Origin of the sequence: Haemophilus haemolyticus (assembly GCF_003493605.1) — a bacterium.
Taxonomy (GTDB): domain Bacteria; phylum Pseudomonadota; class Gammaproteobacteria; order Enterobacterales; family Pasteurellaceae; genus Haemophilus; species Haemophilus haemolyticus_J.
Window position 1 is genome coordinate 64,748 of record NZ_QQKA01000005.1, and the last position, 12,889, is coordinate 77,636.

At 35.5% G+C, this 12,889-nt stretch carries 14 protein-coding genes; 5 read left to right on the forward strand and 9 right to left on the reverse strand.

Going from position 1 to position 12,889, the window contains the following annotated elements; genetic code table 11:
* The first annotated feature begins 33 nt into the window (after window positions 1–33).
* From DV424_RS05015 to DV424_RS05025, 3 genes are read left to right on the forward strand one after another with little or no spacing between them, the layout of a single operon-like run.
* Complete coding sequence (locus tag DV424_RS05015; RefSeq protein ID WP_005636775.1) at window positions 34–708, forward strand: ABC transporter ATP-binding protein; 675 nt, start codon at window positions 34–36, stop codon at window positions 706–708.
* The gene (locus tag DV424_RS05020) at window positions 695–1,177 is read left to right on the forward strand and encodes a TlpA family protein disulfide reductase (RefSeq protein WP_118859279.1); all 483 of its coding nucleotides are present in this window, start codon (window positions 695–697) and stop codon (window positions 1,175–1,177) included. Before DV424_RS05015 ends, DV424_RS05020 begins: the two co-directional genes overlap by 14 nt.
* Before the next feature lie 3 nt (window positions 1,178–1,180).
* Complete coding sequence (locus tag DV424_RS05025; RefSeq protein WP_118859280.1) at window positions 1,181–1,501, forward strand: c-type cytochrome; 321 nt, start codon at window positions 1,181–1,183, stop codon at window positions 1,499–1,501.
* Between the two features lie 34 nt (window positions 1,502–1,535).
* Here the strand turns inward: DV424_RS05025 and DV424_RS05030 are convergent, their stop codons facing one another.
* The 7 genes from DV424_RS05030 to lsgA are packed head-to-tail and all read right to left on the reverse strand — an operon-like array spanning window position 1,536 to window position 8,309.
* On the reverse strand, window positions 1,536–2,630 hold the full coding sequence (locus tag DV424_RS05030; protein ID WP_118859281.1) for a lytic murein transglycosylase: 1,095 nt from the start codon (window positions 2,628–2,630) through the stop codon (window positions 1,536–1,538).
* Between the two features lie 8 nt (window positions 2,631–2,638).
* Window positions 2,639–3,442, reverse strand: coding sequence for a lipooligosaccharide biosynthesis galactosyltransferase LsgF (gene lsgF, locus DV424_RS05035; protein ID WP_192880652.1), 804 nt, complete (start codon window positions 3,440–3,442; stop codon window positions 2,639–2,641).
* Between the two features lie 9 nt (window positions 3,443–3,451).
* On the reverse strand, window positions 3,452–4,333 hold the full coding sequence (lsgE, locus tag DV424_RS05040) for a lipooligosaccharide biosynthesis N-acetyl-glucosamine transferase LsgE (RefSeq protein WP_118859282.1): 882 nt from the start codon (window positions 4,331–4,333) through the stop codon (window positions 3,452–3,454).
* Window positions 4,334–4,344: 11 nt separating this feature from the next.
* Complete coding sequence (lsgD, locus tag DV424_RS05045; RefSeq protein ID WP_118859283.1) at window positions 4,345–5,118, reverse strand: lipooligosaccharide biosynthesis galactosyltransferase LsgD; 774 nt, start codon at window positions 5,116–5,118, stop codon at window positions 4,345–4,347.
* An 11-nt stretch (window positions 5,119–5,129) separates the two neighbouring features.
* Entirely contained in the window at window positions 5,130–6,191 is a 1,062-nt protein-coding gene (lsgC, locus tag DV424_RS05050) for a lipooligosaccharide biosynthesis family 4 glycosyltransferase LsgC (protein ID WP_118859284.1), read from the reverse strand.
* Window position 6,192: 1 nt separating this feature from the next.
* The gene (lsgB, locus tag DV424_RS05055) at window positions 6,193–7,107 is read right to left on the reverse strand and encodes a lipooligosaccharide biosynthesis sialyltransferase LsgB (protein WP_118859285.1); all 915 of its coding nucleotides are present in this window, start codon (window positions 7,105–7,107) and stop codon (window positions 6,193–6,195) included.
* Window positions 7,104–8,309 (reverse strand): lipooligosaccharide flippase LsgA, encoded by a 1,206-nt coding sequence (gene lsgA, locus DV424_RS05060; protein WP_118859286.1) that lies wholly within the window; start codon window positions 8,307–8,309, stop codon window positions 7,104–7,106. The genes lsgB and lsgA overlap by 4 nt, the downstream gene beginning before the upstream one ends.
* A 133-nt stretch (window positions 8,310–8,442) precedes the next feature.
* Here lsgA and DV424_RS05065 point away from each other — a divergent pair, with 133 nt between their 5' ends.
* Window positions 8,443–9,186, forward strand: coding sequence for a YdcF family protein (locus DV424_RS05065; protein WP_118859287.1), 744 nt, complete (start codon window positions 8,443–8,445; stop codon window positions 9,184–9,186).
* A gap of 100 nt (window positions 9,187–9,286) precedes the next feature.
* Window positions 9,287–11,557, forward strand: coding sequence for a carbamoyltransferase HypF (gene hypF, locus DV424_RS05070; RefSeq protein WP_118859288.1), 2,271 nt, complete (start codon window positions 9,287–9,289; stop codon window positions 11,555–11,557).
* Between the two features lie 87 nt (window positions 11,558–11,644).
* Here the strand turns inward: hypF and hycI are convergent, their stop codons facing one another.
* Window positions 11,645–12,103 (reverse strand): hydrogenase maturation peptidase HycI, encoded by a 459-nt coding sequence (hycI, locus tag DV424_RS05075; protein ID WP_065250418.1) that lies wholly within the window; start codon window positions 12,101–12,103, stop codon window positions 11,645–11,647.
* The gene (locus DV424_RS05080) at window positions 12,096–12,503 is read right to left on the reverse strand and encodes a formate hydrogenlyase maturation HycH family protein (protein ID WP_118859289.1); all 408 of its coding nucleotides are present in this window, start codon (window positions 12,501–12,503) and stop codon (window positions 12,096–12,098) included. Before DV424_RS05080 ends, hycI begins: the two co-directional genes overlap by 8 nt.
* Window positions 12,504–12,889: the final 386 nt, after the last annotated feature.

A 12,889-nucleotide genomic window follows, 5' to 3' on the forward strand; every position in this document is an offset into this window, starting at 1 on the left:
CACTTATAAATTAGATAATAAAAGAGAAAAACCATGACCAACTTTGTAATAGAAACCCAACATTTATATAAACGCTTTGGGCAAGTGACCGCTCTCGAAGACATTAATATTCAAATCAAACAAGGGGAATTTGTGGCGATTATGGGGGCGTCAGGCTCTGGCAAAACCACGCTGATGAATATTTTAACGGGCTTAGATACTGCTAGTGAAGGTAAAGTGATTTTGGATGGTGTTGATGCCGCCCAATTAGATGAAGTCGGTCGCCAACGTTTCCGTGCTGAAAAAATTGGCTTGGTGTTTCAACAATTCCATTTAATCCCTTATTTGACCGCACTTGAAAACGTTATGCTGGCACAACATTATCACAGCGTGATTGATGAAGCATCCGCCAAAGCGGTATTGGAACAAGTAGGCTTAGGCCATCGCATTGACCACCGCCCTAGCCAACTTTCAGGCGGTGAGCAACAACGTGTTTGCATTGCACGTGCGTTAGTGAATCAACCGCCCGTTATCTTTGCAGATGAACCAACGGGAAATTTAGATGAGCAAAACGAATCTTTAGTGCTAGATTTGCTCACAAAACTTAATCAACAAGGGCGCACTATTGTAATGGTGACGCATAATCCAGAGTTAGGTGAACTCACCGATCGTGTTATTTATTTACATCACGGAAAATTTGTAAAGGAAGAAAATCATGCGAACAAATAAACTATTGAAATTAGTTGCCATAAGTGCGGTTATTTTTGGCGCCGTTTCTTGTAAAGATGAAGTTGCCTCAGTAGGGCAAAAAGCACCTGATATTGCCGCCTATGATCTTCAAGGTAATCCTGCAAACCTTGAGAATTGGAAAGGCACACGCTTACTTATTTTTTGGTCAGAAACTTGCGGACGTTGCATCGCGGAGTTAAAAGAATTTGAAAAACTCGCAGAAGAGAATCCTGGCAAAGTTTCACTGATTGCGATTAATGTGGATAGCGATAAAATGGACACTAAAGCCGTAGTGGCTAAACGTGAACTCCATTTGCCTGTAATTAAAGATCAAATGAAAATTACAGCAGAACGTTATCAACTTGTCGGCACGCCAACTTCCTTTGTCATTAGCTCTGAAGGAAATATTCAAGCTAAATATGAAGGCGCAATTCCCGAAGACGATTTAACTAAATTATTTAAAGGATAACCAATGAAACGAATTTACAACACTACTCTACTTTCTTTAAGTTTACTCACCGCCAGCCAATTTGTATTAGCAGATGTTGATATGGAAAAAGCTGAAAATTTTTATAAACGAACCTGTGCCACTTGCCATGGAAAATCCGCTGAAAAATCAGCATTGGGACAATCCAGAATTATCAATACGCTAAATTCAGAGGAAATTTACACCGCACTTTCCGATCGTAAAAGTGGAAAAATACAAGGTGCAGGCAACATGATAAAAAGCAGATTGAGTGAAGAAGAGATAAAAATGCTGTCTGAGTTTGTGCCGACATTGAAAAATAAGTAAACCAAAATGCGGTCAATATTGACCGCATTTTTTATCACAACCCTACATTATCTCTAATCCGTTCAGCAAACATACCGATGCTCAATGCAAAATAATTAGATTTATTCCAATCCAAAATAGTTCGGAAATTATTTGAAACTAAAAACGCTCTACCCGCTTCGCGATCAGGGCGAACTAACCAAAGCTGAGCATTTTCAAGTGTACTTAATTTTGCTTGCTCCTGTGGATTGGCACTTTTTAATATTAGCCCCATCGCTTGCCAATCTTTTAAAGAACGAGCTTTATTGCTTTCTGTACCAGAATAACTCAAATCAATAGGTTGCGTAAGCATAACCTCTACGCCCCAAGGCAAACTATTATCCCAGCCTACTGTATGCAAATAATTTGCAATAGAAGCGAAAGTATCAAATTGGTTTTTCCAAATATCTTTTACGCCATCATTATTTCCATCAGCCGCATAACGTAAGAAAGTGCTTGGCATAAACTGAGTTTGTCCCATCGCGCCCGCCCACGAGCCTAACATACGTTCACGTTGAATATGATCTTTTTCAAGCATTTTCATGGCGGAGATAAATTCTTTCATAAATAATTTTTCTCTACGACCTTCAAAAGCCAATGTTGCCACTGCAGAAAGTACATCATATTTGCCTTGATAATGCCCGAAACTACTTTCCATTCCCCATAGAGCAAGCAAATACTCCTGCTGAACACCATATTTTTGGCTTGCTTTTTGCAATGGTGCTTGCACTTCCCAATAACGCTCAGCCGCGACATTTACTTTATTTTGAGTTAGCACTCTATTGAGATAATTACTCGTGCCATTAGGATTAGCTACTGGAGGGGAGTTAGGATCTTTTTTACGAATTTTACCGGCTTGTTCACGATCTAAATCTACTGCCTTTTGCATATAGAGAATATTATTTTGAGCATTCAATACCGATAATGACACGCCTTCAGCGGCTGCTTTACCTTTTAAAAATTGAACATAATCATTAAAATTTTCTGGCGTTCTTTGGTTAGTATAACTGGTGCTATTGACCACAGGCTTAATATCAGGCGAACTAGAACAGCCAACTAAAAAAAGTGCGGTGGATAATGCAGAAATTTTAAATAACATATTCAATTTCATCGTATTTCCTATTTACGTAAAAAAGTTTGATAAAGGTTTTTCAATAACGAGGTTGGCAATAAACGAGAACCAAAACGCAATGCAAAAGTAAATAATCCAGATAACAATCCTTGAATTCCCAAACGATATTTTAATTTGAACAAACGCCATTCTGCTTTGGCTTGATTGACACCACGACGACGACTCACCATGCCATTTCCGACTCGTGCATAAACTAAAATATCTGGCAAATTCGCGACATATAAACTTTGTGCAACAAGTTTGATCCACAAATAATAATCTTCTTGAAGATCTTCATATCCACCACAATTAATGACCGCACTTTTTTGATATGCTACCGTCATGTGATTAAATGGACAACGTTTTTGCGTAAATTTGATAATTTCTTGAGCTGACGTTGGCACATTACGATATGCCACAATATCATTTACATTTTCACCAAATTCAGCAATTTGTCCGCCAAAAATGATGGTTTCAGGATGCCGTTCAATAAACGCTACTTGCTTTTCAAAACGCTCAGGCACGCAAATATCATCGGTATCCATACGGAAAACCCAGTCATAAGCACAATACAATAAACCCTCGTTTAAGGCTTTGCCTAATCCTCGATTTTGCGGCAATTTAACTAATTTTAATGGCAGTTTTGTTTCAAACTCCGTCACAACAGATTCTAATTCTGGCGTTACTGCGCCATCAAATACCAATACAATTTCATCGGCTTGACGAGTTTGTGCCACAAGACTTTCAAAACACTCCCGCAAGAATTGAGGATTTTCCTTAATATATAAGGACATTAGAACTGAAAATTTCATTTTATTTTCCTACATAAACCGTTTTAAATTAATGGCTAATTTTGGCGAAATTAAAATAACCAAAGTAATAATGAATTGCTTAATGCTTTTTGTTTTCTTAAAAATATCAAAATAATATTTTGCCGCTTTACGCGATAAATTCATAATATGGGGATAAGCCAAAATATAGCTCGCGTTAATCTCAAAATTACGAGCTTGCTCTACTGTTTTCACATAATGCTCGCGAATATAATCAATCGCTTTCTGTGTATTAGTAGTATCCGTAGACACACTTGAACGTTTAGTATGGAAAGTACAATAAGTCAGTGGCTCATTAATTTTATAAGGGATAAAACTCGGCTCTTGTAGCAGTTTTAATAAGAAATCATAGTCTTCCAAAGAACGAAGTGCGGTGGATAATCCACCTATTTTTAAAAACGTCTCTTTTTTAATCGCAACCATTGGCATGCCACCAATCTTATTGGCTAACAAAATACGTTCTATCGAGATTTCTTGTGGTTCAATCGGTTGAGTCACATAAGTAAACCCTTCATTGACCATTTCACACTTAGCTGGATGATAAATAAAATTAATATTCGGATTTTGCTCAATAACTTGTAATACTTTTTCACATTTTTCTGGCATAAACCGATCATCATCATCGAGAAAAAGTAACCAATCTCCCTTTGATGCACGCGCACCAATATTACGACTTTCCGCTGCACCTTGATTCGTTTCATTACGAATCACTGTAACTGGGAAAGAATAGCTTTGTTTAACAACTACTCTCTCTTTGGAGCAATCATCCACAATAATCACTTCAAAATGAGTCGATGTTTGTTGAGTTAAACTTTCTAATAAAGCTGGCACTTCTGCTTTTCGATTATAAGAAGGCACAATAATGCTTAACATAATTCCTTCCTTTAATTAGCCAAATTTTTCTTAATCGCAAAGATTTTTTTCAATGGATATTTCATTAATTTTTTAAACAAATTATTTGATAAAGATCCACGAACACTTTCTAAATTGCTTATCAATACAGGATTTTCAATGACCATGAGAGGGCGAACCACTTTATTTCTTATATTAAAATCCTGTTCAAAGAGTAAAAAATCATCTGCTAACCAAAATGGTTTGTTTTGAGAAATTTTCTGGATAAATCTTCTTGCAGCAGATTTTTTAATAAGATAACCCACAGTTCCAGCAAAATAACTTTTATAAGGGAAAGCGTAATTTACATTGCCTGTTTTTTTGCATAAAAAAGAAAAAGTTGTCGGGTAATTAATTTCTAAATCGTAATTATTAAAATCATTAATTTTGGACTGTCCAACCAATATAATTTCAGCCTCAAGTTTTTCTGATAAAAGTGCGGTTAAATTTTGCTGAAAATTTGGGTGGAATAAAGCATCATCTTCACAGACTAATGCGTAGCTATCTTCAGAGATTTCGTTGTCTTCAATAATTTTTTGGTACACAGAAAGATGGCTTAATGTACAGCCTATTTCGCCCTTAGTGACATTACGTCCATAATGTGCTTTAAATTGTTCAATATTAAAAATAGCAGCTAATTCATTCCAATCTTTTTGCATGGTATTAATGGCAGAAAAAATTTGGAAATCCTCAGTATTTTTTTGAGAAAAGAATAATTCCCGACGCTGAATATCTTTATCTAAAGAGATCAAATATTTTTTTAACATAAAATTATTCCTTATAAAATCGCTTTCCATTCTCCAATAATTTTCTCAATGCCATAATCTTCACTCATTAAACGAGATTTGTCTGACATTTGTTGATAAAGTTCAGGATTATTCATTAATAAATCTAAACCATTAACCATTTCTTCAATATTATTTTGTTCACAAAGAAAACCATTTTCTTTATGTTCCACTAATTGCTTTACACCAGGAGAACAATTAAAGGCAACAATAGGTAAGCCAAATGCCATCGCTTCAATAACGACTAAAGGCAACCCTTCTGTTTGTGAAGGTAAACAATAAATTGAACTGCTTTCATAATAAAAAGCGACATCATTGGTACGAGGAATAAAATTAACTGAATCTTCAATATCCAATGATTTAGCAAGATTTTTTAAATTCTCTTCTTCCTCACCCGATCCCACTATTTTTAAATTCCAATCTGGGTGATTTTTTACTAAAACTTGCCAGGCTTTTAATAAATAATCAAAACCTTTATAAGAAAATAAATGCCCTACAGATAAAATAGTTTTATTTTCCCATTTTGCTAATTTATTCTTTGGCAAAAGCATATTTGGATTAGCAATACTGATTATATTGTTCGTTTTAAATTTTGCTTGCCACAGCGCTTTTTCTGACTCGGTTAATGTGACGACTTTATCGCATCTTGTTGAAGCTAAATATTTACCGAGTGTACGAACTAGACGATTGTCAGTAAAGTTAAAAGAATAATGCTCCCATAAAATATGCTTTACATGTAAATTGACCAACGCCAAAGCTGAAAAGAGCATAATCGCACCATCAACCACAATTAAAGTATCTAACTGCAATTCTTTAACCAATTCTCTTAATTTTTTTGTAATAGAAAAATAATCTTTTTTCAATGAATAGGGCAATTTATTCATTGCGTAAATATTAATTTTTTCATCAACTTGGAAAAAAGGCTTGTTACCGCCAATGCTAATAAAAGAAACATCATATCCCTGTTTATCAAGGGCATTGGCAACATTAATAGAAACGCGCTCTGTTCCACCTGCACTTTCGATATTCATAATAAAGAAACCAATTTTTTTCATCTTAAATTTCCTTATAAATCGTTAATCCAAGGTCTGGAAATGAATCATAACAAAATTGCCATCTTGGAATACTCGTTCTAATAAAACGAATTTCTACATTAGGATGACTTAATAAATTAAATGCAACTGAACTGAAGAACGTGTAAATAATCACCTTTTTATCCGCTAAATTCTTAAATACGTAATCTTCAAAAATGAGTTCTGATTCAACATAATTTACCCCATCCACTCGGTAATCTTCTGCTGGATGAGGGAAATAATAGTCAAAAGGAATCTGTTCTTTTAATTTTTTTATTAATGAGATATTTTCCTCTTTTGTATTTAACAAGGGTTGTCCAATAAAAAACGAGACCTCACCATCTATCTCACAATCTATTTGATTATCCCATAAGGAAATAGGTTCAATATTGGAAACAATATTTTTGTAATTAGGATAAACCGTATAATGTTTTTTTATTTTATTAAATAATTTATGCACACTATATTTATCGCCAATAAAGGCTTTAATCAGTTTATATTTAAATGTGTCAGGCTCTCTCAATAAATTTGGGTGTGGGAAAATATTATCTGAGCCATCATCAAAGGTATAAAGCTCTTTAAATGAAACATGACTAAGATAAGTTTGTAGCCATAATGAATTAAGATTGGCGAGAAAAACCTTATCAAAACTTTTATGCGTAATTTTATTCTTAAGCTGGCGCATTAATTTCAGGGAATCAAAACCTTTTAGATCTTTTCCCGTATCAATGTTCATCGAATCACTACAAACCTCCGCTAATTTACTAGCGTACAAGGTTCTTTTTTTATCCCATACACCACCAAACATGACGCCAAAGAATTGCTCGTTAGGATGTAATGCAATGATTTTTCTCGCAATTAATACTTGCAATGGTGTGCAACAAAGAATGAGATTCATAGGGTTTTACTCACTTTAGATGTCATAAAATAAAGAATAGGAATAATGGAAAGCGAACCAATAATTCCAGCATAAGGGATATATTTAATTTCTGTAAAAGTTAAAGCCACAAGGCTCGCTACATAAATGATTGTAGATAAAACGGAACATTGGGAAATAAGTTTATTTTTTCCATAATAGAAAAGATAATTAACTAAAATCAAATAAGGAATACTTAATGTGGTCGAAATTAAAAATAAAATAAAATAATATTTCGTTCCCACAAATTGGCTACCTAAAATCCAAACTAGCACATTTTCAGGAATAATCCACATGACTAAAGCAGGAATAGGTATCAGCAAAAAGGAAAATAGCGCCCATTTATGTAGCTGTTGAATCATTAATTTTTTTTGTTTTAAGGCTTCATAAAAATAGGGAATAATTGCTTTATTAAGTGCTTGAATAGCAATAGAAACGACCAAAGCAAGTTGAGCGCCCATGGCATAAAGTCCTAAATCTGTTTCACTGAATTTATGATAAATAAAAATACGGTCTAACTGCCCTTTTAAGAAAAAGCTCGCATGATGCAAAATAAGTGGCAATCCAAATCCTAAAATATAAAATAGTGCGGATTGATAATGCTTAAATTGATATTTTTTAGATGTCGTACTCTTTCTGTAAAGAAAATAAGAAAAAAACCAGACGACTAAATTACTCAATAAAATTGCCAAAATTCTTTTTTCAACAAGATCATTTTGATAATACTCAAGCAATGCGACGGTAAACACTGCACCAGTAACTGTGAGTGAAAATTGAATAAAAGTATAAGACCAAGCCTTTTTCTGGCATTGTCTCACGCTTAACTGAACATTTAAGAAAGACTGAAAAATTGAGGAAAGTGCGGCATAAAATAATATTTCAGACTGAGCAATCCAACAACCCATTAAAATAATACTGCCAATTATCGTGGTATAAGCATAGCCAGTATTCACCACTAAATTTAATGAACGTTTTCCGTAAAAATAAAAATAGCGGGAAATTGCACCCTCTTGAGTTAAAGAAACCACAATTAAAAATAAACTTAAAAAAGTTTGATAATAAGAAAGTGAGCCATACCCTTCTACGCCCAATTTACGCGATAAATAAGGCAAAAGTAAAAAAGGAACTAACTTTGACGATAATTCCCCAACAAGGTAAATGACACTGTCTTTAAAAACTTTCATAAATATAACCGCACTTTTGATGAATTTAGGCGTTTGTTTATCAAAAAATAATAGGCTTATTTTAACAAAATCAACATAGACAAGCTATGACTAATCATTATAATGAAACTGCTCTATATCAAGGATCTTATCTATGTTAGAACTCGGAAAACTTCTTACCGCACTTATCGCACCACCTCTCAATACCTTTGTATTACTGATTATTGCAGCGATTCTTTATCGTGCTCATTTCAAAAAATTAGCCAAATTTATTGCGCTTATCAGTTTCACGTGGCTTTATGTCATGAGTGCGCCTTTTACAGGTTTATTGCTAACAGATAATAATGATTCTCCAGCCCTTACCCTAGATGACTATAAACAAGCTCAAGCCATCGTCATATTAGGCGGTGGATCTTACCCAACCAAAGAACTGTATGCAGAAACAGCTTCTGGCGCGCCACAACTAGAACGTTTACGTTATGCGGCATTTTTACAAAAAGAAACGGGCTTGCCTATTTTAACCACTGGCTATTCTTTGATAGGTATTTCTGAAGGCGACTTAATGGCAAAAGAACTTAACCAATTCTTTAATGTGCCAACGCAATGGATCGAAAATAAAGCTCGTAATACGGAAGAAAATGCCAGTTTCACTAAAAATATTTTAGTGAAAGATCATATTCAAAAAATTATTTTAGTAACAAATCAATGGCATATGAAACGAGCCAAATACCTTTTTGAAAAACAAGGATTTAATGTACTTCCGGCTGCAGCGGCAAGCTATGGCAGCAAAGGAAATCTATCTGCAAAATCTTTTGTTCCTGACTTAGGTGCGTTAAATAGCAATATGGTTTTATTAAAAGAGTGGATTGGTTATTGGAAAGCCCATTATGTAGAATAATTTGCTTATAAAAATGAACCTTCTTTGATGAAAATCACAGCTTGCACATATATTTTCGGTTACCATAAAAACCACTTAATTTTGATGTAGAGAATAAGTTATGAACGGAATCGAATTACGCATTAAAGGCAAAGTGCAAGGTGTGGGATTTCGCCCTTTTGTGTGGTTGTTAGCAAATGAATATGGCCTAAAGGGCGATGTAAATAATGATGGGCAAGGGGTATTAATTCGATTTGTAAATCCAGAAAAAGATGCGCTTACGCATTTTTTAAAAGATTTACAGGAAAAACTACCGCCTTTAGCACTGATCACAGATATTCAACAATGTGAAAAACACTGGGAAAATCTACCGCACTTTGCTGAATTTGTAATCCGAGAAAGCGAAAACAATGCGATGGACACACAAATTGTACCTGATGCCGCCACTTGTCCCGCTTGCGTAGAGGATTTATTCAATCCTGAAAATCGTCGTTATCACTACCCTTTCACTAATTGCACCCATTGCGGACCTCGTTTTACGATTATCAAAAAGATCCCTTATGATCGTAAAAATACATCGATGTCGGATTTTCCTTTCTGCCCAGATTGTGAACATGAATATAAAAATCCAGCAGATCGCCGATTTCATGCCCAACCTAATGCCTGCCCAGTTTGCGGCCCGCATATTTGGTTACAAGATAGCGAACATCAACTTGCAACACATCAAACAGCCTTAAAACAGGCTGCACTTTTGCTCAAAGAAGGGAAAATTTTAGCAATCAAAGGGATCGGTGGTTTTCATTTGGCTTGTGATGCACAGAATTTCAATGCGGTTCAATTACTGCGAGATCGTAAACATCGTCCAAGCAAACCTCTTGCCGTCATGGTGCCAAGTTTAGATTTTTTACAAAATTTAACAGAAATCGAAATCAAACTACTCACTAGCACAGCTGCACCAATCGTTTTGTTACAAAAAAATAAGGTGCCCAATCTTGCAGAAAATATCGCACCAAATCTAAATGAAATTGGTGTAATGTTACCGAGTAATCCATTACAGCATTTACTCTTACGTGAAATCAATCAACCGCTCGTCATGACATCTGCCAATCCAAGTGGGGAGCCACCTGTTTTAGACAACGAAAGTGCGGTGAAAAAATTGAGTTATTTAGCAGATTTCTATCTTTGCCATAATCGCGATATTTTGCAACGCGCTGATGATAGCTTAGTTAGAGCCTCTTTTGATGGTGTGGAAACGATACGCCGAGCACGTGGCTACGTTCCTGATGAAATGCTATTGAAAACGGAAAATACAAAAAATATCTTAGCGTTGGGTTCTGATCTTAAAAATACATTTTGCCTACTAAAACAAAATAAAGCCGTTGTCAGCCAACATATTGGTGATACCGCCAATGAACTTGTGCAACAACAATTAGAAAATAATATCGACTTATTTTACCAAATTTATCAATTCAAACCGGATTTAATCGCGGTTGATGCTCACTCAGGTTATTTTTCATCAAAAACGGGAAAAAATCTCGCAAAAACATTATCGGTACCTTATGTGGAAGTGTTACATCATCACTCACATATTGCTGCCGTATTGGCAGAACATCATTGTGACGAAAAAGTCATTGGTCTTGCTTTAGATGGAATTGGAATGGGTGATAATGGGCAACTTTGGGGCGGTGAATGTTTATTAGTGGATGGCGAACAATCTCAACATTTAGGTGGATTACCCGCTGTTGCTTTGCCAGGTGGCGATCTTGCCGCCACTCAACCTTGGCGTAATTGGCTTGCTCATCTTCAAAAATTTGTACCCAATTGGCGTGACATCGCAGCTAAAACTTGTTCCGAATTACCTTGGGAAATTCTTTCCAATGCTATTGAACGTAATCTCAATTCTCCGCTCATTTCATCGGCTGGACGATTATTTGATGCCGTAGCTTATGGATTAGGTATTGTGGGAGACAAACTCTCTTGGGAGGGGGAGGCTGCTTGTTATTTAGAAGCGCTAGCCACAAAATCTGATTTTATCAAAGATGAAAAAAGTGCGGTCAATATTCAGGTTAAAATGCCAATCAAAAATAATCAATTGGATTTAGCCGCATTTTGGCAAAGGTGGTTGGCTTACGATGATTCAAAAGAAAACAAAGCATTTATTTTCCATTATGCGCTGGCAAAAGGTTTTGCTGAATTAGCTCGTCAGCAAGCAAAACGCCACAATTGCAAAACCATTGTACTTTCAGGCGGTGTAATGCATAACCAATTATTACGTCGTTTATTGAAACAAGCGCTTGCAGAATTTAATGTGTTAAGCGCACATCAATATCCAATGGGAGATGGCGGATTAAGTTTAGGGCAAGCGATAATCGCAGCGAGATTGTCTGGGTAATGCCAAATTCATTTAAGCAAATGTTGCTTATTAACATATAAAAAAACGATCGCAAGTTAAGCGATCGTTTTTTATGAATGAAAGCAATTACAATCGAGTAATTTCGCCTAAATCGCCCCCATCCTTCAAAAATTCATAGAAAAATTCTACCGAACTTTTTACAGCTTCACTCATTGGAAAACCAAAAGAAACAAGATCGGGCTGGATACCAATAAAAATAACCTCAGGAATATCTTCCTCTAATTGCTCGATTAAAAAATTAAGTGGCAAATTATGTGTGCTGACAAAGAACATTTCTGCAATAAGTTCTTTGTCGATAATACGAATTTTGCCAACGGGCAGTTCCATTTCTGTTGCATCAAAAATAATTAAACGCTTTGGTTTCATGGCACGGATCTGGTGCACAAGATTTTCTGGTGCTGAACCTCCATCAAGTGCGGTCCAATTTGGCAACGGATTTTCACTACAAAGCTGAGCAAGATAGGGGCCTGCCCCATCATCGCCCATCATTGTGTTACCAACAGTTAGAATTATATTTTCATTCATCACGACGTTTCACCATTATATACATCACAGGTTCACGCTGGATGGAAGCAAGCGTGTCCATTAAAATATCGACCCATTTTTGATGTTCAGGCGAAAAATTTGCTCTATTTTCATCAAGTGCCTTAGCCAATAAATTCACATGACTTGAATCAATCACTATTTCACCAAATTTCATTAAGCCCGCAAATTTACGTTTTGCATCTCCTTCAGGGAAGGTATCTACAAAACGTTGGTAATCTGCATAATCACAAATTAGCAATTTTTTAAAGCAGTCAATTACTCCAACGTGGTGACCAATCACAAGGGAATAATACATTACTTGCTTGGCTTGCTCTGGAACTTGTTCATCGTTTTCAACAAAACGCTCATTGAGTAAATAGAAAAAAACTTGGGTTGTCATGGTACGTCCTATAAAACTTGTAAAGTAATTTCTTCGCTAATCAATACTGCCAAATCTCCCCTTACCCCTCTTTGCTAAAGAGGGGGATTTTTCTTTAGCAATAAAGTACTTCTCTCTCATTTTAATTTTCTGTTGTTAATGCAGAAAACTAGATTGAAATTGACCGCTCTTATTCCTCTCTTTGCTAAAGAGGGGATTCTTTTTTAGCAATAAAGAATCTTTTCTCTCATTTTAATTTTCTGTTGTTAATGCAGAAAACTAGATTGAAATCAACCGCTCTTATTCCTCTCTTTGCTAAAGAGAGGATTCTTCTTTAGCAAGAAAGTATCTTCTCTCTCATTTTAATTTTCTGTTGTTAATGCAGAAAACTAGATTGAAATCGACCG